This is a genomic window from Mediterraneibacter hominis, assembly GCF_014287475.1.
In the GTDB taxonomy this organism is placed as follows: domain Bacteria; phylum Bacillota; class Clostridia; order Lachnospirales; family Lachnospiraceae; genus Mediterraneibacter; species Mediterraneibacter hominis.
This window is the reverse complement of record NZ_JACOPF010000001.1, coordinates 535,355-559,858: the sequence shown is the minus strand read 5'-3', so window position 1 is coordinate 559,858 and position 24,504 is coordinate 535,355. Positions and strand designations below refer to the sequence as shown.

The window sequence follows — 24,504 nt, the reverse complement described above, 5'->3', positions numbered from 1 at the left end:
GTATTTATGTTTGCAGACAGAGCAAAGGTATTTATAAGATCCGGTAAAGGCGGCGACGGGCACTGTAGCTTTCGCAGAGAATTGTATGTTCCAAATGGAGGGCCGGATGGCGGCGACGGAGGTAAAGGCGGCGATCTGATTTTTGAAGTTGACAAAGGACTAAATACCCTGGTAGATTTTAGACATAAAAGGAAATATGCAGCGGGTGACGGGGAAGAAGGCGGAAAGCGAAAATGCCACGGAAAGGACGGAAAGGACTTAATCCTGTATGTTCCGGAGGGAACGGTTGTCAAAGAGGCAAAAACCGGCAAAGTAGTAGCTGACATGTCCGGCGATAATCAACGGCAGATTGTGTTAAAGGGAGGCAAAGGCGGGCTTGGCAACCAACATTTTGCCACTGCAACTATGCAGGTTCCCAAGTATGCACAGCCAGGGCAGCCTGCAATGGAGCTGGAGGTTTTGTTGGAATTAAAGGTAATTGCAGACGTCGGGCTGGTTGGTTTTCCAAACGTAGGAAAATCTACCTTGCTTTCACGTGTCACGAATGCCGAGCCTAAGATTGCCAATTATCATTTTACGACCTTGAATCCGAATCTGGGTGTTGTAGACTTAGAAGGAGCAAAGGGATTTGTGATGGCAGACATACCTGGATTGATTGAGGGAGCATCTGAAGGCGTGGGACTTGGACATGAATTTCTACGCCATATTGAACGTACAAAGTTAATGATACATGTTGTAGATGCCGCTGGTACAGAGGGACGTGATCCAGTTGAGGACATCTATAAAATCAATGCGGAATTAAAAGCATATAATCCAGAAATTGCAAGGCGCCCACAGGTGATTGCGGCAAATAAGACAGACTTGATATATGATAAAGAAGCAGATCCGGTGGAACGTTTAAGAAAAGAATTTGAGCCGCAGGGAATACCTGTATTTCCTATATCTGGTGTTTCTGGACAGGGAATTTCCAAGCTTTTATACTATGTAAGCGGACAGTTGGAATCCATGGATGATGCGCCCGTTGTATTTGAACAGGAATATTTTCCGGAGGATGAGTTAATCTATGAGGATCTTCCTTTTACAGTGGAGAAGGAGGAGGACATCTATGTAGTAGAGGGTCCCAAGATTGAAAAAATGCTTGGATATACCAATTTAGATTCAGAAAAAGGATTTGCATTTTTCCAGAAATTTTTAAAGGATACAGGTATTTTAGAACAGCTTGAACAGGCAGGTATCCAGGAAGGTGATACCGTAAAAATGTACGGGCTTCAGTTTGATTATTATAAATAAGAAACAGGAGAAAAAGAAATGACGACAAAACAAAGAGCTTATTTAAAGAGCCTTGCTATGACAATGGAGCCTATTTTTCAAATAGGAAAGTCCAGCATGACGCCAGGCTTGACAGAGGCGGTTTCCGAGGCTCTGGAAGCACGAGAGCTGATCAAATTAAGCGTGCTGCAAAACTGTGGGGATGATCCAAAAGAGCTGGCGCAGATTTTAGCAGAAAGAACACACGCGCAGGTTGTACAGGTGATTGGCAAGAAAATTGTTCTATATAAAGAGGGGAAGGATAATAAGAAAAAAATTGTTCTTCCATAGGTGAGATGTATGAAAATAGGGATAATGGGCGGTACGTTTGACCCTGTCCATATAGGACATCTTCTGCTTGGAGAGTTTGCCTATGAGGATTTCGGGCTGGATGAAATCTGGTTTCTTCCAAATGGCAATCCGCCTCATAAGGATACGGCTACACATAACGACAGAACAGAGGATGAGAAGGCGTTAAAACACCGTGTGGAGATGATACGTCTTGCTATTTTGGGAGTGCCTCATTTTAAGCTTTCTCTCCATGAAGCTTCTGCGGTGAGACACTCTTATACGTATCGTACTATGCAGGAGTTTAACAGCGCCTATCCAGACTGCGAATTTTATTTTATTTTGGGGGCAGATTCTCTTTTTGCCATTGAAAAGTGGCGCTTTTTTAAAGAAATTTTTCCTACATGTACGATCCTTGCAGCTATGCGGGACGACAAGGATGTAAAAGATATGGAACGCCAGATTGCTTATCTTTCTGAAAAATACGGCGCTCGTATCGAGCTTCTGCGCGCACCGCTTCTAGAAATTTCCTCGACAACGATTCGCCAGAGGGCGTCAAAAGGATTGAGTATACACTATATGGTGCCAGACTCTGTTGCAGAATATATAAAACAGAATTCTCTATACAGAGAAGAAAGTGATAAGGCAGGGAAGCAAGATGGATGAAAGATATTTAGAAATACAGACCCTCTTGAAAAAAAATTTGAAGAAGGAACGGTATGAACATACTCTGGGTGTTATGTATACGGCTGCTTCGCTTGCAATGTGCCACAGTGCGAATCTGCATCAGGCAATGCTGGCAGGCCTTTTGCATGACTGTGGAAAGTACGGTACTTCCAAAGAGCAGATCGAGCGATGTAAAGAGAAAGAGATTTCGCTTACTGACGCAGAGCGTATGATGCCTTCTCTGGTACATGCCAAGCTGGGGGCATATCTGGCAGAATATGAGTATGGTATTGCGGATGACGAGATTTTATCTGCAATCCGCTTTCATACGACCGGCCGTCCTGAAATGACACTTTTGGAAAAGATTATCTATATTGCAGATTATATAGAACCAGGAAGGAGAGAAATACCAGGGCTCTCTGCTATAAGGGCAGCGGCGTTCCATAATATTGACAGGGCAGTAGCGTTGTCTGCAAAGGGTACAATCGAGTATTTAAATACGGCAGGGAAACCGATTGATGCTATGACAATAGAAACGTACGCATATTATAAAAAAGAAGAAACGAAATGAAAGGGTAGGAATATGGAGCAGGGAAGAGAAATGGCGCGTCTTGCATGGCAGGCGCTGGATGAAAAAAAAGGAGAGGACATACAGATAATTGACATTACAGGAATTTCTGTTATGGCGGATTATTTTCTGATTGCAACAGGAAACAGCGACAGTCAGGTACGCGCTCTTGTCGAAAATGTGGAGGAGACCCTTCAAAAGAGTGGATACCTGTTAAAGCAGAGGGAAGGCTATCAGTCCGGAAGCTGGGTATTATTGGATTTTGGTGACATTATTGTCCACATCTTTGATAAAGAAAACAGATTGTTTTATGATCTGGAAAGAATCTGGCGCGATGGGAGAGTTGTAAGCGTCGAAGAACTTATGTAAAAATAATTACAAAAAATACGATTTGAGGTGCTGCCAATGAAAATCAAAAATGCACGAGGCTTTGTTTGCTTCCTATTTTTATTAGTGTTTAGTTTAGGCGGGTGTTCTTCCAAAAAAAGCAGTGATGATATAATTTCAACGGATGATATGACGCTGATCTATGAAGAAACAATATCTCCAAATAAGGAATATGTCGAAAAGGAAGAGGATATTGTAACTTATACTGTGGAAATATATCAGAATGAAGATGATAAGATTTTAGTCAATTCAAAATCCAATTCAAAATTTTTTGAACCTTTACAATATGAAGTTGAATGTAATACAAGTATTGCAAAATCAGATATTGAGGTAGAGTGGACAACACTAATGGGAAATCCAAATCAAACGGAGGATGACCAGTTAAGCACAGCCTGTGTGTCTATTTCAGAAAACGGAACACTATTAGACAAGAGAAAAATCAGTTTTGTCAATCGAGCTATTGATATTATCGGAGATGTAATAGATAAAAATTAACTAAGACAGACGATTGAGGCGTTGGTCATAACGCCGATTGAGGATAGCGCCTCAAATCGCGTAATTTCGGCGATTTGAGGCGTGTTGCTTAAATATTTTCGATTTCTTCTTTTATCACAGATTTTTTAACTTTATTTAGTTTCTCTTTGATAACCTGTTTTCCTTTCTTGTTATATCTCATTCCAGAAATCCCCATACATATTATGGCAAGTATGCTTGTTTTAAACAAGGGATATTGAAATCCAAAGACATGAAAAAGCAAATAAGCAACACAAGAAGATAAAACCGTTGAAATACAGTAAAGTACGATTATATAACTGTTTAAAAATACTTCATTTATGGACATGAAAAATTTATCCCATTCAACAGGATTTTTCTTTATGGAAACGCCTTTCCCCCATACTGTCAACAAAATAAGCCCCAACATCAAGCCTTTTCCTAAAATTACTTTTATCACAATAATAATAAACAGAAGCAATGCCCACTTCATTTTTAGCACCTCGATCAATCTTAATTTTTGTCGCTGTTATCTTTTGCGAACCGACTTATGAATATCTGTCCCAAGTGCTAAGCAATCAATATGTTCTTAATCAAAAAATCTAAATACACCTATCACTTTACCGAGTATCATTAATTCCTTTACAAGAATTGGCTCCATAGTATCATTTTCCGGCTGAAGCCGGAAAATACCTTCCTCTTTGTAAAAGGTTTTCACAGTCGCACCATCCTCTATGAGAGCGACAACCATGTCTCCATTAGAAGCAGTATGCGTCTCTTCTACAAGAACCATGTCTCCGTCCAGAATGCCGGCGTTGATCATACTTTCTCCTTTTACCCTCAACATAAAGGTCTGATTATTCGGCATGATTTCAGCAGGGATAGGAAAATAGTTCTCAATATTTTCCTGGGCAAGAATCGGTTCGCCTGCGGCCACCTGTCCGACAATCGGAACATTCACAAGCTCCCGGCGCGTCAGATTAAAGGTGTCGTCCAGAATTTCTATGGCTCTTGGTTTTGTCGGATCGCGGCGGATATATCCGTTTTTTTCCAGTGTCTCTAAATGAGAGTGAACAGAAGAGGTAGATTTTAGATGTACTGCCTCACATATTTCACGAACGGCAGGCGGAAAACCGCGCTCCAATATCTGTGATTTAATGTATTCTAAAATCTCCATCTGTTTCTTGCTGATTTTCCCCTGTGACATGAAATTCCTCCTCAATCATTCATTTATTGTTATATCTGTCTTTTCGAATAATTACTAATATAGTACCATAGCTTCTGCGAAAAAGCAAACACTTGTTACGAAAATATGTTCGAATATTTTTGAAAACACTATTGACAAACATTTGTTCGCATAATATAATAAAAACATCAAAGAGAACATTTGTTTGTATAGTTTATTTACAGGGGAGAGAATAGTATGAACAGGGAAAATAGAAATACAACAGCCAGAAAAGCAGATACACAATATATAAGGGACAAGAAGGCAGTGCAGGTAAAAAAGAAAAAAACTTCTGTATTGTACAGAGGCGGTTTCTCTGTGGCAGCCGGAGTTTTGCTGATTGCCGTTTGTTGTTTCTTTTTCAATACATTTTTTGTTTCCGCACATGGCAATCAAGCAGAGGAACCTGTTTCTTTTACATATTATAAAAGTATTGTAATTCAGCCAGGCGATACACTATGGGATATTGCAGAAGAAAATATGACTTCAGACTGCCAGTCTGTTGAACAATATATAGATACATTAAAAACATTAAATTCTTTAGAGTCTGATGAAATACATGCCGGAGAAAGCTTAATGATTGCCTATAATGATACAGAGTTTCTTCCATAGTATATAATAGGAATTATTGGATACGGCCGTATCGGGCAGGCTACGGAGTGTAATTATTATTTTAATATTGGTATCAATATACATCCCTATGTATTGATATATAAAACTCACCCAGCAGCAGTGCATATAATAAGGCACTGCTGTAATTTTATTCTTTAAAACAGGCATTATCTAAAATAGGTTATTTTATATTACGGATTAATCTATACGACAAATACTGATTTTTCAAATAGATATAGACATCAAAATAGAAACATGTTATCATGTACTATAGAAAACGCGCAAAACACAGTTTTAGAGATACGGATTCGTTTGAATCTAGCGGTTTTTACTGAAAAAGGGGTTTTATATATGGGAGAAAAACAAACAGAGAAACGGAAAACATATCACGAACAAAATTATATAGATAATACATTAAAGCTGCGGGAAATCTTAAAAACATTGCCGCCGTTTGCAAAAGATTATTTTCGTGCAGTGGAACCGACTACGTCGGCAAAAACTAGAATTTCTTATGCCTATGACATACGCGTGTTTTTTCATTTTTTAATAGAAAATAATCCAGTATATAAAAACTATACTGCAGATATGTTTACTGTACAGGATTTGGAACGTCTAAAAGCGGTGGACATTGAGGAATATCAGGAATATTTAAAGGTATATCAGAATCAGGAAGACAAACAAATTACAAATACAGAGAAAGGACTTGCCAGGAAGATGTCTGCACTGCGCAGTTTTTATGGATATTATTTCAAACATCAGATTATTTCCAGCAACCCTACGTTACTTGTAGATATGCCGAAACTGCATGAGAAGGCAATTATACGCCTGGATACAGACGAAGTCGCGTCTCTGCTTGATTATATTGAGCATGGCGGCGACGAACTGACCGGACAGAAAAAAGTATATTACGAAAAGAACAAAAACCGCGATTTAGCGATTATTACCCTCTTACTTGGAACCGGTATCCGTGTATCAGAATGTGTCGGATTAGACTTACAGGATGTAGATTTTAAAAACAATGGCATCAAAGTGACACGTAAGGGAGGAAATGAGATGGTCGTATACTTTGGCGAGGAGGTAGAGCATGCGCTGAAGATGTATCTCTATACAACCAGAAAGACCACTGCTCCTCTCTCCGGCCACGAAAATGCATTGTTTCTCTCTACACAGCGAAAGCGGATTGGCGTCCAGGCAGTGGAAAATTTAGTAAAAAAATATGCGCGCCAGGTCACTCCTAATAAAAAAATTACGCCTCATAAGCTGCGCAGTACATATGGCACCTCTCTCTATAAAGAGACGGGAGATATTTACCTTGTTGCGGATGTATTAGGTCACAAGGATGTCAATACGACCAAAAAGCATTACGCTGCGATTGATGAGGATCGAAGAAAGCAGGCGGCAGGCGCGGTTAAATTAAGAGATGTATAAAAATTTGTAATAAACAAAACAGAAAGGAAACCATGTACATATGCAGTTACAGAGGTTGTTAAGCTATACAAGGAAGGCAGTAGATGAATATAATCTGATACAGGAAGGGGATCATATTGCTGTTGGAATATCCGGAGGAAAAGACAGTCTGACTCTTTTATATGCGCTACACGGCTTGAAGCGTTTTTATCCAAAAAGGTTCCAGTTAAGTGCCGTCTCCGTTGATTTAGGGTTTGACGACTTTGATTTAAGTCCGGTTCAAGTGCTATGTAAGGAGTTAGAGATTCCCTATCAGATTGTAAAATCAGATATTTACCATATTTTGTTTGATATTCGGAAGGAATCGAATCCCTGCTCTCTTTGTGCGAAAATGAGAAAAGGTGCTTTGAATCAGGCTGTCAAAGAAATGGGATGTAATAAGGTTGCATATGCCCATCACAAGGACGATATTGTTGAAACAATGCTGCTGTCCCTTATATTTGAGGGAAGATTTTATTCCTTTTCACCTAAAACATATCTGGATCGAATGGATTTGACGGTCATCCGCCCGATTATGTTTGTGGAGGAGAAAGACGTCATCGGGTTTAGAAATAAATATGAGCTTCCTGTCGTGAAAAGCAAATGTCCTGTCGACGGTTACACAAAAAGACAGTATGCAAAAGAACTTCTGCACAGCCTTGATAAGGAGCATCCAGGTGCGAAGGAAAGGATGTTCCATGCTATTTTAAATGGAAATATAAAAGGCTGGCCAGAACGAATACAGATAAAGCCGTGTCCAAAAGAAATGTCTTAAAAGAAAAAACAGGGCAGGCATTTCCCTAATTCTAAATGGGAAATATACCTGCCCTGCTCTCTTTTTATTATATATGAAATATTAAACCTTACGTTCGGCTGCAGGAATGCTTTCCTTCAAGGCGACATACTGTTCGATCAATTTGGCTGTCCCTTCTACGCCGAGCTCTGAGCTGTTCAGACATAGTTCATAGCTGTCCGCATTAGACCACTTCTTATTTGTATAGTAATTATAATAGCTTGCACGTTTCTTATCTGTTTTTACAATCATATCCTTTGCTTTCGCATCGGTCAAATCATAGATACGCGCAATACGGCGAATTCGCGCGTCCATATCAGCATGGATAAAAATACTTACTACATTTTTATAGGACTCCAGTGCATAATCGGCACACCGTCCCACCAGAATACATGGCCCTTCATCTGCGATCTTTTTGATTGCATCAAACTGTGCCAAAAACACTTTATGATTAATCGGCATATCTGTATACGTATTTCCGGAATACCCCATTGAATACGTATCCATCACAAGGGAATATAAAAAGCTGTTGGTCGGTTTCTCATCATGGGATTCAAAAATTTCTTCACAGATTCCACTTTCTTTAGCAGCGCGTGCCAGCATTTCTTTGTCATAAAGCTTAATTCCGAAATAGTCCGCTACTTTGTAGCCAATCTCTCTTCCGGCACTTCCAAATTCACGTCCAATGGTAATAATAGTGTTTGTCTTCATACCAGTCATCTCCTTTACCGAACAATCCAGCATCATTTAAACCATACGGCAAAATAACACTTTTTCTATATGAAATATTATAACGAAAAACTCTTATTATTACAATGAAAATGTGCAAATTCTTTTCTTATTGGAAATATTTTCGTTTCTTTTGTTGAACAAAAAATTTCAAAATTTTCGCAGCCTTTGGAGTAAATTCGAAAAATATTCTGGAAGCGGTGCGTCAAATTCCATATATTCTCCTGTGGACGGATGTGTAATGCCGAGTATTCTGGCATGAAGTGTCTGTCCCTGCAAATGAAACGGACATTTTGCAGGCCCGTATATTTCATCACCTAGAATCGGATGACCGATACTGGACATATGCACTCTTATCTGATGTGTGCGTCCGGTTTCCAGTTTACATTCAATATAGGTGAACTGTCCGAAGCGCTCTAAAACCTGATAGTGAGTGACTGCCGGACGAGCATTTTGTGCATGTGTGCTCATTCTTTTCCGTTCTACCGGATGTCTCCCTATCGGTGCATTCACTGTTCCTGTATCTTCCTTTATATTTCCATGTACAATGGCACTGTATTTTCGGGTAATCGTATGTTCCTTTAGCTGCTCTGCAAGAATTTGATGAGCGCGGTCATTTTTACAGATTAAAAGAGAACCTGTCGTGTCCATATCAATACGGTGCACAATTCCTGGACGGGCAACTCCATTGATTCCAGACAAATGTTCTCCGCAATGATACAATACGGCATTGACTAAGGTATGGCTGTAGTGTCCGGGAGCCGGATGTACAACCATCTGTTTCGGCTTATTGACAACTAAAATATCTTCATCTTCATATAGAATGTCCAGAGGAATATTTTCCGGCAGAATATCTGGAATTTCCGGCTCTGGAAGATAAATGTGTATTTCATCTTGAAATGCTACTTTATAGTTTGCTTTCACGCAATTTTTATTGACAGTGATATTTCCGTCCTTTAAAAGCTTCTGCAAATAAGAACGAGAAATATCTGGAATACGTTCAGAGAGAAATTTATCAATTCGGATTTTTTCTTCCTTGTCTGATTTTATAAAAAGTTCTTCCATATTTATTCCTTCTGTCCCTTCCCTCTGCGTATTTTTAGACTTAAGGCATGCAATTCCTCATCCTTATAAAAAAACAGTATCAATACGACAAAGAGAATTCCAGCTATCACTACATAACAATCGGCGACATTGAATATAGGGAAATCGATCCACTCGAAATAGAAAAAATCAATTACATAATGGAGCCTTATTCTATCTATCATATTGCCGACAGCACCTGCACATAAAAGAACCGAACAAATCCGTAAGGGATAGTATCGAGGGCTATGAGGCATACGGATATAGAGAAAAAAAACAAGAACCAGGATAATCAGTGCCCCTGCTACAAAAAAAAGCTGCTTATCCTGAAACATTCCAAATGCAGCGCCTCTGTTCTCCAGATAATGCAGTTGAAATACTCCGTCTATCAGAACAAATGATTTTTGATCTTTTAAATGGATGACTGCGAGAAATTTTGTATACTGATCCAGAAGAACAAAAGCGGCAAAGCCAATGAACGCCAGCAGTATACTTTTTATGCCTGTTTTTTTCTCTTTTCCCATATATAGCCTCCTAGAAATCACATGTGAATATTTATATAAATTTGTGAATAACTACATAAATTCTATTCTTTTTTGTTTTTGAAAGTTCCCCTGCATACAAAAATTTTCCCATACCTCTTACAGAAATAACATCATTTTCTTTTACTTGATAGCCATTGCTGGTAATAAGCTTCCCATTTACAAACACCTTCCCGCCTTCAATCAAAGCGCGCAGACGTGTACGGGAAGAAGCAAATGCAAGCGGCATGAGACTGTCTAAGCGTACCGATGCGACCGTTCCCCTGATTTCTTCAAACTGAGGGACATAGGAAAAGGCAGTATCCTGCCGTTCTCTTACTGACACAGCAGTATGGCGAACTCTTGTCAGTTCCTTTTCCAAAAATGACTTCATACTGTTATGTGCAAAGAAAAGGGCATTTTTATCTTCTACGAGAATATCACCGATTTTAGAACGTTCAATTCCAAGATTCAGCATTGCGCCGAGATAATCCCTGTGTGTTAAAGCTTCTGCATATTTTTGATGAAGAGGTACAATTTCAAGAAGGGAGAAGGGAAACGGAGGATGTCCCGACTCCGCCTCTTCTTTCCAACGCAAATAAAGAGCATCAGGGAGAAATGCCGCCATCTGACGCTCTGCTAATTCGTAGCCTCCATAGAGAATATAGTTTGTATACAGTTCCTCTTTTGGCAGACTATGTAAAATATTTAATTCATTCAGATTCAGAAAATCTGAATAGGTTATAATATCCCGCTGATAAGCGAGCCTGGAGAATTCAAGAATTCTCTTCTTTAAAAGCTGTTCTTCCTTTTGTTGGTTTTCTTTCTGCATATTCTTATTATTGCGCCTGTTCTCTTTTAATATCTTCCTCTGACGCTGGGAGTCTCCATAGAGCCACCCAAAAGATCCTGAAGATCTCCAGAAATATCCACATTCGTCGGTGTCACAAGAAATATGTAATTTGAAATCTTCTGTAGATTCCCATTGATTGCAAAAGTGGCACCTGATATAAAATCAATGATTCTCTGTGCAATCTCTAAATCCATTCCTTCCAGATTCAAAATAACGGTACGTCCTGAAAGAAGTGTTTCTGTAATTTCACGCGAATCATCTACGGAAGTTGGTTTTACAACACATACCTCCATATTGCCGCTGCTGTTCCTTCTGGCTGCCGGCTGCCGCATTGGAGTAACCTTACTGCCGGCCGCAGGCTGGAACTTATTTTCTTCTTCCATATCGAAGTCGTCATAGTTATCTTTATTGTTTTTCTTTCCGAACAGAGAACGACGCGGCTGCTTTTCTTCATAGTCATCTTCATAAAACTCGTCATCATCATAAAAATCATCGTCATCGTAGTCGTCTTCGTTCAATTTCATGATGTCCAGAAATTTATCAAACACACCCATATTTACACTCCTATCTCATGCCACTCCGCAGGCATTCTTTTTTGTTTTCTACTTTCATCCCAGTAGCCTGTCCTACATTTTCATGCCGTAATCTCTGGCACCAAAGATTCCTGTTCCGACCCGTACCATAGTGGCCCCTTCTTCGATCGCAACTTCATAATCATTGGTCATCCCCATAGAAAGTATACTCACATTACTATTATCAACGTTTTTATGTCTAATGTCAACAGATAATTTCCGCAAATCCGCGAAAATAGGACGATTTTTTTCTGGATTTTCTACAAATGGGGCAATTGTCATAAGTCCGCATACATTTATATGTGGATATTTGGAAATTTTATCTACAAATGGAATCACTTCACTCGTTTTTAAACCAAACTTGCTTTCTTCCTCAGCTACATTTACTTCTACCAATATCCTTGCTATACAGTTTTTCTTTTCTGCTTCCCTTTCGATAGTCTCTGCCAGCTTTAGAGAATCCACAGAATGTATCAGCTCTGCCTTGTCTACAATATATTTGACTTTATTTGTCTGTAAATGTCCAATCATATGCCAGTGAATATCTGAAGGCAGTTGCTCATATTTTTCGGTTAACTCCTGCACTTTATTTTCACCGAAAATACGCACACCTAAATCATATGCTTCTTTTAGAACTTCTATAGGCTTTGTCTTGCTCACTGCAATCAATGTAACCTCTTCACGTTTACGCCCTGCTCTTTTGCATGCTGCCTGAATTCTTCTTTCTACTTCTGTAAGCTGCGTTTTCAACATAGTCTCTTCTCCTGCCTTTCTTATTGAAATACAATTTCATCTTCCTTCATACTGTTTCCATCCTGCACAATATGGTCATAATTGTTAAGGCCATAAGCATCTCCATCCTGCACAATATAGTATTCATCACTTTCACAGAGAATATCTACTACTTTAAATACGGCGTATCCCTGGTTGATATTATATGCTCCCTTCAAGGGCTTCTTTTCCTTTATCGTATATGTTTCAGAGGATTCCGGTTTTATGAGTATCGTTCCCTCTTCAAAATCGGAGAGGCTTACATACACTTCTCCTTCTTCCGAAATGTCATAAATATCGATGGTTTTAAACTGTGCTTCTTTTCCCTCTGTCTGTACCAGCACGCCGGAGTCGGAACTGTCGCCGCCAGTCGTAATATATTCTTCTGGAATGACATAGAAATCTTTTTCTACTACAGATGTCCTTGGAATTTTCAAGCCTGTCTCATCCTCTAAAATGAGTTCTATATTTAAATAACGCTCCTGTGCATAACGTATCATAGAATTATCAAAATCCAGGCAGCCATAAAATTTTCCATCTTTTTCTATGACAGAAAAATCCGCCCACATTGTTTCACTGTCTTTGTCGATTCTGGTTTTTATGCTCTGTGTTTCTTTCAGTTCTTCTGCTGTTTCTTTATCAAGCTGAACAATCACAGACCAATTTTCGCTTGTGACCAGTTTATAAGCCGGCTCCCCTGCCTCTATCTGCATTTGATCCTGTAATTGGATACTCTCATAGCTGCTTCGGTCAAAGTTTTCTTCTGTAAACGTGTCTTTTGTTACAGATTCATATCCATCTACTGTCATCACAACGATTCCATCCTGAGATGTCTGAAAAGAGGAAACATCTTGTCCGCTGGATGCTATGACAGCCGCGAGCTGGGAGGTTTTTGTCTGACTGCCTATATTCTGCAATGATGTAGTAATTTCATTCTTCAAAGAATACACAGAAGAATATTTCTGAGGATCATAATTTTCGTTAAATTGCTGCATCTTAAAGATCAGATTATTCTGCATATCCTCGTTTAAATCCGCTGTCTCTTCCTCTGCTTTTTCTTCTGTGGGAACAGTCAGCTTTTGTGAGGAAACAGCATAGACGGATGCCCCCGCCTTTACTTTACTGTTTTCATTCTGATAATAACTGATATACCCGCCTATATCAGAATACACAACACTTTCCTGGCGGACAACAAAGCCGGTATATGAGTTATCCTTTACAATGCTTCCTTTACGCACCTCGTAAGCAGAAACCTTTTTACTTGTAGCATATGTAAAGACTGTCACGATCAGATAAACCAGTACAACGATAAAAATAATGATACCTACATTCCATTCGCGCCTGTTTTTATATTTTTTTATATTAATGGAATTATTTTTCCTGGATGCCAAATGAATTGTCTCCTCCTTAATATAATGAATATAATACCTTTCAAATACAATACAAATACTTACATAGTCGCTTCGCACGTTAAAGTATACCATTTTTAAATGTATATTTCCAGTTTTTGTGGAAATAATGAAGGTATGGATACAAAAAAGGAGGAAACAACATGAAGTGGTTTGATAACACTGCCCTTACTATTGTCATTATCGGAGCAGTCAACTGGCTTTTAGTAGGTATTTTCCGTTTTGATCTCGTTGCATTCCTTTTTGGGAATCTAAGCTGGATTTCTCGGATTGTATATGCGGTTGTAGGTCTTAGCGGACTATATCTTATCAGTCTGTACGGCAGAATACACAGCATGTCAGAATCATAAAAAAGAAAGGCCCGTATCTATCAACAACATCCGTTCAGATAGATACGGGTCTTTTATTCGCCTGTCAGTCCGCAATTCCCCTTGCCAGTAATGCTGACATTTCATCGTATAAAATACTCTTTTCATCTGCTCCCATAACAATGGATATATAAGGGCGGTTTTCTATGTCCTCACTGTAAAGAATAAGGCAAGAACCTGCCTCATCTGTAGTTCCAGTCTTTCCGCCCAGTACACGGACACCATCGGGGGCTTTGGCTTCTCCCAGTGCATAATAATTCGTCGGGGTCCATTCCTGCGTACGAACCGTACCGTCTCCTCCTGTAATAGAAGCAGAATAAGTGGTTTTCTCAAGAATTTCCACAAATCGCTCGTCTTGTACCGTCGCATTAAACATTAGATACAAATCATAGGCAGTCGTATAGTGATTTTCATCTTGCAGGCCATGAGGATTTGTAAAATTAGTCCCTGTAGCTCCTAGTTTTTTTGCCTCTTCATTCATCAGAGAGACAAAAGCCTCTTCACTTCCTGAAACATGTTCTGCAATGGCAATTCCTGCATCATTTCCTGACTGCAGCAACAATCCGCAAAGCAGATCGTATAAAGTCAATGTGTCTCCCGCCTGTAAACCACAGACAGAGGAATCCCATTCCAAATCAACAGCATGCTCACTGACTGTTACGGTGTCTTCCAAATTTCCATATTTCAACGCTACATAAGCAGTCATAACCTTTGTTGTACTTGCCGGAAACAGTTTTTCATACAGATGGTACCCATAGAGAACGTTTGCCTCATTTATGTCAAACAGCCCTGCCGCATGAAGACTGGTATTGTCTGTAAAGCCTGCTAAGGCTACATCCGAATCAGAAACACAAAGGTTTTCTGCAAACATATCTCCTTCGAAGAGTTTCTGATTATACGCTGTCCTTTCATACTCGACGGTATAATTTTTCTGGCTGTCTCGGTATGCCAGCACTCCTATGACACCTGCAGACACGAGAATTACCACCAGACTTATACATAAAAGAAGCCGGCGTATCCGTTTCTTTCGCTGTCTGCTTCTCTGTCTTCTTCTTAAATTTCTGCTCTTATCTGTACATTTCACGCCAGTCTAAATCTCCTCTGTCCAATGCTAGAATCAAAGCCTCCGCAGTTGCAATATTTGTCGCTATCGGAATATTATACATATCACATAATTTTACAATGTCGTTGACATCTGGTTCATGTGAACGTGAGGTAAGCGGATCTCTGAAAAAGATAAGCAGATCCATTTCGTTGTGCTCTATCTGTGCTCCGAGCTGCTGCTTTCCTCCCAGATGGCCTGCAAGATATTTGTGGATGCTCAAATTTGTCACACTTTCTACCAGTACCCCCGTTGTCTCTGTAGCAAACAAAGAATGTTTGCTCAGTATTCCGCGGTATGCGATACAGAAATTTTGCATCAGTTTTTTCTTCGCATCATGCGCTACTAATCCTATGTTCATATTCGCATTCTCTCCTCTATTGATATTTGTTAGGCTGTAAGCCGACATTCAAGACGAACCCAATTCCCATAAAAAAACACACAACAGAAGTCAGTCCGTAGCTTACAAAGGGCAGAGAAATTCCTGTGTTCGGGAATATCATGGTAGCCACACTGATATTGATAAAGCTCTGTATTCCTATCAGTGCGGCGACTCCGGCACAGATGATGCGCCCTGCCGTATCTTTTGCCCGCAAGCCTATTAAAATACAATCTATTACTATTAATAATAACAAAATTATGACAACACAACAACCCACAAATCCCAATTCTTCTCCAATTATAGCAAAAATAAAGTCTGTCTGAGGTTCAGAAACAAAATTTCCGTTTTTTACAGATACTGTAGAATCATTGTTATACCCTTTTCCGGTTAATTGTCCAGAGCCAATCGCCGTTATCGAATTAAGCTGCTGGTAGGCCTCCTCTGATTCATACTTCTCTGGTTCCAGCCAGGCAAGAATACGATTCTGCTGATAGTCCTTCAAAAAAGGCTGGTTTGGCTGAATTACAACTGCGAGTAAAATTGCTGCGGTTGGAACGATAATGGCCAGGACTGTACCTATGAACTTATAACTAAGCCCGCCCATAAACATCAATACACAGAACAGCGCACCGACACAGATCGTAGTAGACAGATTCGGCTGTTCATATATGAAAAACAGAGAAGGCAGAATCAGGGCAATCCCCTGAAGAATCGTCTTTTTATCATTGATTGCGGCTTCTCTGTCTGACAAAAACCTTGCAAAAAATAAAATCATCAGGATTTTCGTAAGATCCGAAGGCTGAAACTGTGTAATACCGATATCCAACCACCGTTTTGCACCATTTGCAGACACTCCGAATAATGGTACAGCCACAAGAAGCAGCAAATTGACACCATATAAAATCCAATAAAAGTTCAGTACCCATTTATAGTCGACAAAGGAAATCACCACCATAGCGCCGATTCCAATAAATACGCCCATAATCTGCTTTGTCTGAAGATCCGGACGGGCACTTCCAACCATAAATATGCCAATAACGGACAGAATCAGCACAAGAATAATCAGGCTGAATTTATAATCTTTTATATGATACCTCTGTTTCATGTTCTGAATGTATAACTTTAATTTCAATGATTTTCTCCTGTATATTTGATATGTATATCTGTACGTGTTATCTGTATGTTAAAATTCTCCGGTTTGATTTCCATATATTTAGATACGGTATGATATAAATCGGAAGATAAACGCTCGCACGCATCGGGTGTACACTGCATTCTGTCTGCATTCAGCAGATTTTTCAGTCTTTCTTTCGCAACAAAAACAGATGGCACACTCATGTAAGACCTCCTAATTCTTTCTAAAAAGATTAGAAAATCTGGTAAGCAGTCCTTCTGCATGAGAAAAGTCCGTAATTGGTATCTCTTCTCCGAGAAGCCTTCTGCATACTTTATCATAAGCTTGTCCAGAGGGGCTATCTTCTCCGACAACCGGTTCTCCCTGGTTTGTGGCAATTACTACCTTTTCATCATCAGGTATGACTCCCAGAAGGTCAATGGCAAGTATTTCTGTGACATCTTCCACAGACATCATATCTCCTCTTCTGACCATATCTACCCGCAGACGGTTGATCAAAAGAGAATTTTGCTTAATACCTTTTGCCTCCAAAAGTCCGATAATTCGATCTGCATCCCGTATTGCCGAGACTTCTGGTGTTGTCACGATAATGGAACGATCTGCTCCGGCAATCGCATTTTGAAAGCCCTGTTCTATTCCAGCGGGACAGTCCAGAAGGATGTAGTCAAACTCATTTTTTAAATCTTCAATCAATTTTTTCATCTGTTCTGGCGAGACGCTTGTTTTATCTTTCGTCTGTGCGGAAGGAAGCAGATATAGTTCCGGAAAACGTTTGTCTTTGATCAAAGCCTGTTTCAGACGGCAGCTCCCTTCTATGACATCAACCAGGTTATATACGATTCTGTTTTCCAATCCCATAACAACATCCAGATTTCGAAGTCCTAAATCTGTATCTATTACGATCACTTTTTTACCAAGACGTGATAACCCGATTCCTATATTTGCTGTCGTAGTCGTCTTGCCGACTCCGCCTTTTCCTGATGTAATGACAATCACTTTGCCCATGTCTTTCTTCCTCCTACAACTTCTTATTCCTTTGATTACTCTACAAGTGGATCCAGATAAATATGGTTTCCCTCGGCTACTGCAATTTTGGGGCCATCTATGGAGAGACTTTCCTGGAAAATGATCTGGCGTTTCGCTTCAATCCCTCCAATGCGAAGCTGTTTGGGCTGCATAGACAGTGCGACGACAAAAGCACTTGTATCACCGGAAGCGCCGGCATGGACAGTCCCCTGAAGAGTTCCCACAACTACGACACTTCCTTTGGCAACTACCCTGGCACCCAGCTCAACATCTCCTAAAATCACAATACTGGAATCTGATTCTAATACTTGCCTTCTACTCAAGGTTCCTCTGTAAAACTGCCCTTCCCGTTTCTGAATATTGGATAGAGTCTGTTCTACAACGCTTTTGTACATCCATTCCTTCTTTTCATCTTGTTCTATAATACATAAGATGTCAATTCCTGTTAATTCAGAAATCAAATCAAGAATTACATGCTCCTCCTCTTCTGTAAGCTTGCGCCCCGTCAGAGAAAGTGCCATATGAGCACCTTCAAAAAAACGGGCGGAATTCTTCAGTTTAAAAATCAGTGCGCTTTTTAATTCGTCAAAAGGCACCTCTGAATGTAAATGAATTTCCATTCCATAACGGCTACTTTTGATGGTCACCAGTCTGTCCATGTATTTTCTCACATCCTTTACTAATCCCCTGCGAGTGCCGTGCCTAATTCTGCTGCGGAACCAGTAATCAACTCATCGGAGCCGGACAACCCGTATTTGATTTTCACAATATCTCTGCCAATCTCAGCTGTATATCCGGAATTGTATCCATTGGCAATCCGGACTGAAATTGCAATCTCCGGATCTTCTGCCGGAGCAAACCCTACAAAAAGTGCATGGTCTGGATGAATGTCACTCTGCTGTGCCGTACCGGTTTTTCCCGCCATAGTTATCTCCAGCCCGTTAAAGCTGGAAGTGCTTGCAACCATGTTGATCATTCCCTGATGTACCAGATCCCAAGTTTCATCACTGATGTCATCCATTGTGTTTACAACCTCAGGTTCATATTCTTTGATAAGCTTTCCGTCTGCATCTGTAGTCTTTTTGAGAAGCGTCAGATCGTATACGGTTCCGCGGTTTGCAACAGTGGCTACATAACGGTTTAACTGGCTTACAGTATAGTTGTTAGTCCCCTGTCCGATTGCAGAAAGAATCGAGTATTCGTCTGAAATCTGTGGTTCAGATTCTGGAATTTCCAGACCAGATTTCTCACCCAACCCGAATGCTTTTGCATATTTTGCCAATGTATCCGTTCCTCTGTCACTGTCATAATTTCCATTCCCGTCCAAACTCATGTCATATCCAAGTTCATAGAAGAACACGTTACAGGAAACCTCCAGTGCTCCGACTACATTTAAGTCTCCGTGTCCATTCGGATAGGCCCAGCATCGCGGACTTGGTGTTACTTTTTCAAATTCTCCGTTACAGAAATGTAATGTGTCCGCATTGATAGTTCCCTCTGTCAGGCCTGCTACAGAAACAAGCATCTTGTAAGTAGAACCAGGAGCAGTTCGTTCTTGGGTTGCATTGTTATAAAATGGTCGGGATAGTCCTGTTACCAGTTTGTTATAATACTCAGAATCCATTGTATTAGCGAGACGGTTATTGTCATATCCTGGATAGGATACACAGGCAAGCACTTCCCCTGTATTTGGATCGCTGACTACCGCCGAACCAGTACACGGCTCTAAAGCCAGATCGCCTGGTGTGATTTCCAGATTCTCTATTTTACCGTACAGCCAGGAAAATGCATTCACACTGCCGTCAATCAGTCCATTGTAAGCTGCTTCATCCATAGACAAAACTCCCTGCTCATATACAATGGCACAGATCTGAGCACCACTGATACTCCCTGATTTTATAAGATATTTATAGAGAAGTTTGTCGAAATTCATATCCGAACTCAAATAATCTTGTAAAAATTTTAAAATTCCCTGATAAATTTCCGCAGAATCCGAATATTTTTCCTCTGATACATAATCACCTAGTTTGGAGGTGTCAATCCAGTTTTTAGAAATCGCATAATTTAAGTATTGATTTATATTGATCGTTTCTTCCTTTGTCCATGCCTGATAGGTTTCATCACTGACATCTATGGCATCGTTTATTAAAATTCCTGTATCCTCCAGAAGCACATCAATGGATATATAATCCAGATATGCCTGCATCTCTGCGGAGAGCTCGTTGTAGGCAGCAGCATCTGCATCCTGCATATAGTTGATAATTTCCGGGATAGCAGCATTTTTTCTTTCTTCGAAAACGGCATATACTGCCTTTTCCACCGTACCTGCATCCTCTGCTCCAAAATGTGTTTCATCGATAATTTCATTGGCAATGAATGCGTTGTAGGCATCTCCTACCGGAATAATAATATCACTGGCATCCTCAGCAGTACTTGGATCGTAATCCAGCATATCATGCAGCTTAGAAAGAATAATACCGGCAAGCTTTTCTTCTAAAAGCTGATACGTCTTTTCCTGCAGGTCTTTGTCAATCGTAAGATACACATCATTTCCAGCCCCGGGATCTGTACTGCTTACTGTTTCCGTTACTTTTCCCAGACTGTCTACATAGAAGGTTCGTTCTCCTTTATTTCCTTGAAGCACCTCATCCATTGTCTGTTCCAGTCCAGATTTTCCGACAATATCGGAAAGAGAATATTTTTTCTTATCATTTTTATCCAGGGCGTCATATTCTTCCTGTGAAATCTTTCCAGTATATCCGATGATGGACGCGAAATATTTACTGTCTGTATAACGACGCAGAGAATCCTCTTCTACATCTACTCCCGTCAGAGAATCTTTATTCTCCATAATCGCCGCTACCGTCTCCTCACTTACGTCAAAGGCAAGCGTCGTAGACATATACTGCTGGAAACTATTTAGATTGATTGCATAACGCATATTTACCATCTTCAGGATGTACTCTTTGTCCAGCTTCTCATCATCCAGCCCGTACCCATACACCTTATCCGTACAGAGATAATGGATAATCTCTTCGGCAGACTGATTCTTCTGTTTTTCAGTCAGCTTGTCAATCGTAGTCAGGCCGTATACATCTGCAACAAAACGAAGCCGGAGGGTTTCGTCCGTCTGGGAGAACTGATAATTTCCCGCAGAATCCAGTACAATTCCGAAATCACTGATAACGGAATCTCCATGAGATTCTACGATATTTAGTACAGAATCCAATATACCATTTAAAATTTCGTTTTTCTCTGCTACTGTATTGGATGTAATCGTATCTTCGATCGTCACAGAATATGCCAGCTCATTGTATGCGAGAAGGTTTCCGTTCCGATCATAGATATTTCCACGAGTCCCTGGTATTTCCTTTGTTTTTCGGATCGTCAGTTCATAATTTTCCAGGTAATTCTCTCCTTTTATAATCTGAAGGTAAAACAATCTGCCCACTAAAATAACGGACATCGTGCAAAATACAAAAATCAGTACAAAAAGCCTGGATTTAAACATTTGTAGCATTCCATCTTTGATTCGTTCTAAAATGTCTCTAAACAAATTTACTAGCACTCCTTTTTTCTTCCGCTTCTAGTCTGTGGTTGATAAACAGAATCAGAGGATATAAACCAAGGGTTATTACAATCGTGTAGATGAGTTCCGGAATAATAATATGGTTCAGATAAAACCAGAAATAGAACTCACTGCGCAGCATAAACATCAGAAAATAGACAATCAGTCCAAACACGAATTCACTTGCCGCAATCAAAAACAACGGCAGCTTAATGTCTTCGTCATAGTACATCTGCATAAACATGCCATTCACATAACCTATCAGAAGATAAATCAGCGCATACATGCCTATTATGGTTCCAAACTGTATATCAATCAGCAGACCTGAAAAGAAGCCTACGAACATGCCTTCTTTTGAGCCCCTCATAAACCCTATAGAAGAAATCAGTATAATCATAAGATTCGGCTTAATCCCCGCGAGCTCTAATGAGGAAAATACCGTACATTGAAGCAGGTAACAGACGAGAATCAAAACCGCCGTTATGCCTATTCGTTTTATCTTTATTTTCTTCATGCAAACAGCCCTTTCTATTCACTTTCCCCTGTCAGCTCTTCTTTGGTTGTCGTAATGACTAAAACTTCCTGTAGATTTTTGAAATCAACAACCGGCGTAATATAACCGGAACGCGTAAGGTTATTAGAGTCTACATTCACTTCACTGATGTAGCCGATTAAGATTCCCTGCAGATATTTATCGCTGATATAGGAAGTTACTATCTGATCTCCTACCGCCACTTCATTTTCATTGTTCTCCATCTGCTCAAACCGAATCTTCCCGTCATTCATCAAAGTAAGATCCCCATTAACAATACAGCGGTCGGAAGTAGACAGTACCATACCGCTTACATTGCTGGAATCGTCGATGATAGAACGTACCGTAGCCCATGTAGGGCCAACCTCGGTTACAATTCCTACCAGTCCGCTTCCAGCCATGACATTCATATCCTTTTTGATTCCGTCAGAGCTTCCCTTGTCGATGGTAAAAGTACTGAACCAGTTTCCAGAATCCTTTCCGATTACATGGGCGGCAGTTTTTTCGTAGTCCGCATAGCTTTGATCCAGCTTGTATAATTCCTGGAGACGTTCCAGTTCATATTTCTCTTCCTGGAGATTATTATTTTCTGTGACAAGCTCATCCACTCTTGCCTGCAGTTTCTCATTCTCCTTGCGCACCTGCTCTAATGTCTCAAAATTTTCACTCATATCTGTAAGCCATCCACCGATCTGGTTTATGCCCTGCTGCATAGGAATCACTGTGATATTTGCCAGAACCTTGAAGGGGCCTTTTGTCTTGTCAGAAAAAACAGAAAAGAGCATGAGCATGATACAGAAAAGAGAAAGGCCCAACAGCCAGTATTTATTTGTTCCGGTCGTCTGATTCTTCTTTTTCATAATTATCTTAACCACCTATAATCTTCATCCAACATGGAATACATAAGTTTCTTAAATTCTTTGTTCAATATGATTTTCTTAAGTCCTCTTACTGCACAGAGCTCTGGATTGCTCGCGACAGTGACAGCCAGGCCGGTACTTTCTTTTAAGTATGTAGAAAGTCCTCTTAAGTTTGCAAGTCCTCCTGTCAGATAGATACCGTTATCTTCAATTCCTCTGCGCACATCGGGAGGTGTCCTGTCAAACATAGACCGGATCGCTTCTACACATTCTTCCAGCGGCTCTTTCATAGCAGCTCTTACAAGTCCTATCGAAATACTTTTTTCCTGCGGCACTCCATGCACGAGATCTCTTCCAGAAACAGTAAGGGAGGCGTCTGTCGCCTGGTCAAACACACCAAATTCTCTGCGCAGACGTTCTGCCGTCAGTCTTCCAATCAGGAAATCTCGGTGATGACGAACCTGATTTAAAACAGCCAGATCAAAATGCTCTCCCCCTATTTTTATGAGACGGTTTAAGACCATACCACCGTTTGAAAGTACAGAAATTTCTGTTGTTCCTCCTCCAAAATTTGCGATCATCATTCCCTTTTCTTTCCAGATATCCGCGCCAAAGCCGACGGCATCTGCAATTCCGCGTTCTACGATTTTTACGGATTTCGCCTTTGCCGCCGAATGGAAAACAAGATCGTAAAAGGCTCTTTTTTCTACCTCTGTTACATCCGTTGGAACAGCGACAAGATATTCGGAACGTGCAAACTGGTGCTCCTTTTTCAGAAGGCTCTCGAGAAGATACTGCATGTCGTCGAAATGCGCGATTACCCCATTTTTCATAGGAAATACCACTTGAATATTATCCGGTGCCTTTTCGTACATTTCGTACGCTTCATCTCCGGCAGAGAAAATATACCGCTTGTCTTTCATGGCAATGACATCTTTTTCTCTGCGGATTTCATCCGTCTTTTTATCGTATATTTTTATTTCATATGTCCCTAAATCCAATCCATAGACATTTCTTGCCATGTTAACCCCTTCTTTAAGCTTCTATATAAATCCTTTCTCTCTTAAGCTGGTAAAACAATTATTTCCGATAACAATGTGATCTAACAGTTCAATTCCTATTAACTCCCCTGCATCCCGAACTCTTCTTGTTATCAGGATATCCTCCTTACTCGGCGTAGGATCTCCACTGGGATGATTGTGCAGCAAAATGATCGATACGGCATTTTTCTGCAGGGCTTCTACAAAAAGCTCGCGCGGAGAGACAATGGATGCGTTGATAGTGCCCTTAGAAATATTGCTTTCCCCGATAAGTCTGGTTTTCGTATTCAACAACAGAAGCTTTATTATCTCCTGTTTTAAATGGCGCATATCTTCCATATAGTATTGCGCAATTGACGCAGGAGTAGAAAAATTTAAACCGGTATATGCAGACGCTTTTGCGAGACGTTTGGCAAGCTCCGACAGGCATAGAATCTGAATTGCCTTTACCTTGCCGATCCCTTTAAGCCGCATGAGCTGCTCCATAGACCATTGATGAATATTTAAGATACCATCCTGAGCAAAAACAGGATGCAGAATCTTCTCCGCCAGCTGAATCGAATTTTCTCCCCTTGTACCTGTACGTAACAAAACAGCAAGTAATTCTACATCTGTCAGATTACCTGCCCCAAACTGTTCACATTTTTCATATGGACGTTCTTCTAAGTACATTTCTTTGATTGTATTTGTGCTTTTCATTCCTCTTTCTGCTGTGATGACACAATACAATGATTTATTTTAGCACAATTTAAAAATCATGTATAGGTT

The 24,504-nt window shown here is 40.2% G+C and carries 30 protein-coding genes; 10 read left to right on the top strand and 20 right to left on the bottom strand.

Annotation, left to right across the window (positions count from 1 at the left end; genetic code table 11):
* The first annotated feature begins 6 nt into the window (after positions 1-6).
* Genes obgE through H8S37_RS02560 form a run of 6 tightly spaced genes read left to right on the top strand, consistent with a single transcriptional unit; the run spans position 7 to position 3,712 of the window.
* On the top strand, positions 7-1,290 hold the full coding sequence (gene obgE, locus H8S37_RS02585; protein ID WP_186874486.1) for a GTPase ObgE: 1,284 nt from the start codon (positions 7-9) through the stop codon (positions 1,288-1,290).
* An 18-nt stretch (positions 1,291-1,308) separates the two neighbouring features.
* Positions 1,309-1,599, top strand: coding sequence for a ribosome assembly RNA-binding protein YhbY (gene yhbY / locus H8S37_RS02580; protein WP_186874485.1), 291 nt, complete (start codon positions 1,309-1,311; stop codon positions 1,597-1,599).
* Positions 1,600-1,608: 9 nt separating this feature from the next.
* Positions 1,609-2,262 (top strand): nicotinate-nucleotide adenylyltransferase, encoded by a 654-nt coding sequence (gene nadD, locus H8S37_RS02575; RefSeq protein ID WP_186874484.1) that lies wholly within the window; start codon positions 1,609-1,611, stop codon positions 2,260-2,262.
* Positions 2,255-2,833, top strand: a complete 579-nt coding sequence (yqeK, locus tag H8S37_RS02570; protein WP_186874483.1) for a bis(5'-nucleosyl)-tetraphosphatase (symmetrical) YqeK — start codon at positions 2,255-2,257, stop codon at positions 2,831-2,833. The genes nadD and yqeK overlap by 8 nt, the downstream gene beginning before the upstream one ends.
* Positions 2,834-2,845: 12 nt before the next feature.
* Positions 2,846-3,199 (top strand): ribosome silencing factor, encoded by a 354-nt coding sequence (rsfS, locus tag H8S37_RS02565; protein WP_186874482.1) that lies wholly within the window; start codon positions 2,846-2,848, stop codon positions 3,197-3,199.
* A gap of 36 nt (positions 3,200-3,235) precedes the next feature.
* On the top strand, positions 3,236-3,712 hold the full coding sequence (locus H8S37_RS02560) for a hypothetical protein (RefSeq protein WP_186874481.1): 477 nt from the start codon (positions 3,236-3,238) through the stop codon (positions 3,710-3,712).
* A gap of 88 nt (positions 3,713-3,800) precedes the next feature.
* Here H8S37_RS02560 and H8S37_RS02555 read toward each other — a convergent pair whose 3' ends face one another.
* On the bottom strand, positions 3,801-4,202 hold the full coding sequence (locus H8S37_RS02555) for an aromatic acid exporter family protein (RefSeq protein ID WP_186874480.1): 402 nt from the start codon (positions 4,200-4,202) through the stop codon (positions 3,801-3,803).
* A gap of 96 nt (positions 4,203-4,298) precedes the next feature.
* Positions 4,299-4,916 (bottom strand): transcriptional repressor LexA, encoded by a 618-nt coding sequence (gene lexA / locus H8S37_RS02550; RefSeq protein WP_186874479.1) that lies wholly within the window; start codon positions 4,914-4,916, stop codon positions 4,299-4,301.
* 216 nt (positions 4,917-5,132) lie between these two features.
* Here lexA and H8S37_RS02545 point away from each other — a divergent pair, with 216 nt between their 5' ends.
* The 3 genes from H8S37_RS02545 (at position 5,133) to H8S37_RS02535 (ending at position 7,767) form a co-directional block, all read left to right on the top strand.
* The gene (locus H8S37_RS02545) at positions 5,133-5,546 is read left to right on the top strand and encodes a LysM peptidoglycan-binding domain-containing protein (RefSeq protein ID WP_186874478.1); all 414 of its coding nucleotides are present in this window, start codon (positions 5,133-5,135) and stop codon (positions 5,544-5,546) included.
* A gap of 351 nt (positions 5,547-5,897) precedes the next feature.
* Positions 5,898-6,974, top strand: a complete 1,077-nt coding sequence (locus H8S37_RS02540) for a tyrosine-type recombinase/integrase (protein WP_186874477.1) — start codon at positions 5,898-5,900, stop codon at positions 6,972-6,974.
* A 40-nt stretch (positions 6,975-7,014) separates the two neighbouring features.
* Positions 7,015-7,767, top strand: a complete 753-nt coding sequence (locus tag H8S37_RS02535) for a tRNA 2-thiocytidine biosynthesis TtcA family protein (RefSeq protein ID WP_186874476.1) — start codon at positions 7,015-7,017, stop codon at positions 7,765-7,767.
* Positions 7,768-7,848: 81 nt separating this feature from the next.
* On the opposite strand, the gene H8S37_RS02530 is transcribed toward H8S37_RS02535, so the two are convergent.
* The 7 genes from H8S37_RS02530 to H8S37_RS02500 form a co-directional block, all read right to left on the bottom strand.
* Positions 7,849-8,496, bottom strand: a complete 648-nt coding sequence (locus H8S37_RS02530; protein WP_186874475.1) for a cytidylate kinase-like family protein — start codon at positions 8,494-8,496, stop codon at positions 7,849-7,851.
* 168 nt (positions 8,497-8,664) lie between these two features.
* A complete protein-coding gene (locus tag H8S37_RS02525; RefSeq protein WP_186874474.1) occupies positions 8,665-9,579 on the bottom strand; it encodes an RluA family pseudouridine synthase in 915 nt (304 codons plus the stop codon).
* A 2-nt stretch (positions 9,580-9,581) separates the two neighbouring features.
* Positions 9,582-10,121 carry a signal peptidase II gene (gene lspA / locus H8S37_RS02520; RefSeq protein WP_186874473.1) on the bottom strand — a complete coding sequence of 180 codons (540 nt, stop codon included), beginning with the start codon at positions 10,119-10,121 and terminating at the stop codon, positions 9,582-9,584.
* Between the two features lie 31 nt (positions 10,122-10,152).
* Positions 10,153-10,950, bottom strand: a complete 798-nt coding sequence (locus tag H8S37_RS02515) for a YlmH family RNA-binding protein (RefSeq protein WP_186874472.1) — start codon at positions 10,948-10,950, stop codon at positions 10,153-10,155.
* 26 nt (positions 10,951-10,976) lie between these two features.
* On the bottom strand, positions 10,977-11,525 hold the full coding sequence (locus tag H8S37_RS02510; protein ID WP_186874471.1) for a cell division protein SepF: 549 nt from the start codon (positions 11,523-11,525) through the stop codon (positions 10,977-10,979).
* Positions 11,526-11,597: 72 nt separating this feature from the next.
* Positions 11,598-12,296, bottom strand: a complete 699-nt coding sequence (locus H8S37_RS02505; RefSeq protein WP_186874470.1) for a YggS family pyridoxal phosphate-dependent enzyme — start codon at positions 12,294-12,296, stop codon at positions 11,598-11,600.
* A gap of 20 nt (positions 12,297-12,316) precedes the next feature.
* On the bottom strand, positions 12,317-13,705 hold the full coding sequence (locus H8S37_RS02500) for an HlyD family efflux transporter periplasmic adaptor subunit (protein WP_186874469.1): 1,389 nt from the start codon (positions 13,703-13,705) through the stop codon (positions 12,317-12,319).
* 161 nt (positions 13,706-13,866) lie between these two features.
* Between H8S37_RS02500 and H8S37_RS02495 the strand changes: the two genes are divergently transcribed.
* Positions 13,867-14,073 (top strand): DUF378 domain-containing protein, encoded by a 207-nt coding sequence (locus tag H8S37_RS02495; RefSeq protein ID WP_186874468.1) that lies wholly within the window; start codon positions 13,867-13,869, stop codon positions 14,071-14,073.
* Between the two features lie 64 nt (positions 14,074-14,137).
* Here H8S37_RS02495 and H8S37_RS02490 read toward each other — a convergent pair whose 3' ends face one another.
* The 11 genes from H8S37_RS02490 to radC are packed head-to-tail and all read right to left on the bottom strand — an operon-like array spanning position 14,138 to position 24,435.
* On the bottom strand, positions 14,138-15,175 hold the full coding sequence (locus tag H8S37_RS02490) for a D-alanyl-D-alanine carboxypeptidase family protein (RefSeq protein WP_186874467.1): 1,038 nt from the start codon (positions 15,173-15,175) through the stop codon (positions 14,138-14,140).
* Positions 15,159-15,554 (bottom strand): methylglyoxal synthase, encoded by a 396-nt coding sequence (locus H8S37_RS02485; protein ID WP_059070455.1) that lies wholly within the window; start codon positions 15,552-15,554, stop codon positions 15,159-15,161. Before H8S37_RS02485 ends, H8S37_RS02490 begins: the two co-directional genes overlap by 17 nt.
* 16 nt (positions 15,555-15,570) lie before the next feature.
* A complete protein-coding gene (locus tag H8S37_RS02480; protein ID WP_186875744.1) occupies positions 15,571-16,680 on the bottom strand; it encodes an FtsW/RodA/SpoVE family cell cycle protein in 1,110 nt (369 codons plus the stop codon).
* A gap of 23 nt (positions 16,681-16,703) precedes the next feature.
* Positions 16,704-16,913, bottom strand: a complete 210-nt coding sequence (locus tag H8S37_RS02475) for a cell division topological specificity factor MinE (protein WP_186874466.1) — start codon at positions 16,911-16,913, stop codon at positions 16,704-16,706.
* A 10-nt stretch (positions 16,914-16,923) separates the two neighbouring features.
* On the bottom strand, positions 16,924-17,715 hold the full coding sequence (minD, locus tag H8S37_RS02470) for a septum site-determining protein MinD (protein WP_186874465.1): 792 nt from the start codon (positions 17,713-17,715) through the stop codon (positions 16,924-16,926).
* Positions 17,716-17,750: 35 nt separating this feature from the next.
* Entirely contained in the window at positions 17,751-18,395 is a 645-nt protein-coding gene (locus tag H8S37_RS02465) for a septum site-determining protein MinC (protein ID WP_186874464.1), read from the bottom strand.
* Between the two features lie 20 nt (positions 18,396-18,415).
* The gene (locus H8S37_RS02460; protein WP_186875743.1) at positions 18,416-21,256 is read right to left on the bottom strand and encodes a penicillin-binding transpeptidase domain-containing protein; all 2,841 of its coding nucleotides are present in this window, start codon (positions 21,254-21,256) and stop codon (positions 18,416-18,418) included.
* 28 nt (positions 21,257-21,284) lie between these two features.
* Positions 21,285-21,818: a rod shape-determining protein MreD gene (mreD, locus tag H8S37_RS02455; RefSeq protein WP_186874463.1), complete on the bottom strand. Its 534-nt coding sequence runs from the start codon at positions 21,816-21,818 to the stop codon at positions 21,285-21,287.
* 14 nt (positions 21,819-21,832) lie between these two features.
* Positions 21,833-22,696 (bottom strand): rod shape-determining protein MreC, encoded by an 864-nt coding sequence (gene mreC, locus H8S37_RS02450; RefSeq protein WP_186874462.1) that lies wholly within the window; start codon positions 22,694-22,696, stop codon positions 21,833-21,835.
* Positions 22,697-22,698: 2 nt separating this feature from the next.
* Positions 22,699-23,718: a rod shape-determining protein gene (mreB, locus tag H8S37_RS02445; protein ID WP_186874461.1), complete on the bottom strand. Its 1,020-nt coding sequence runs from the start codon at positions 23,716-23,718 to the stop codon at positions 22,699-22,701.
* Positions 23,719-23,739: 21 nt separating this feature from the next.
* Positions 23,740-24,435 carry a RadC family protein gene (radC, locus tag H8S37_RS02440; protein WP_186874460.1) on the bottom strand — a complete coding sequence of 232 codons (696 nt, stop codon included), beginning with the start codon at positions 24,433-24,435 and terminating at the stop codon, positions 23,740-23,742.
* Between the last annotated feature and the right edge of the window lie 69 nt (positions 24,436-24,504).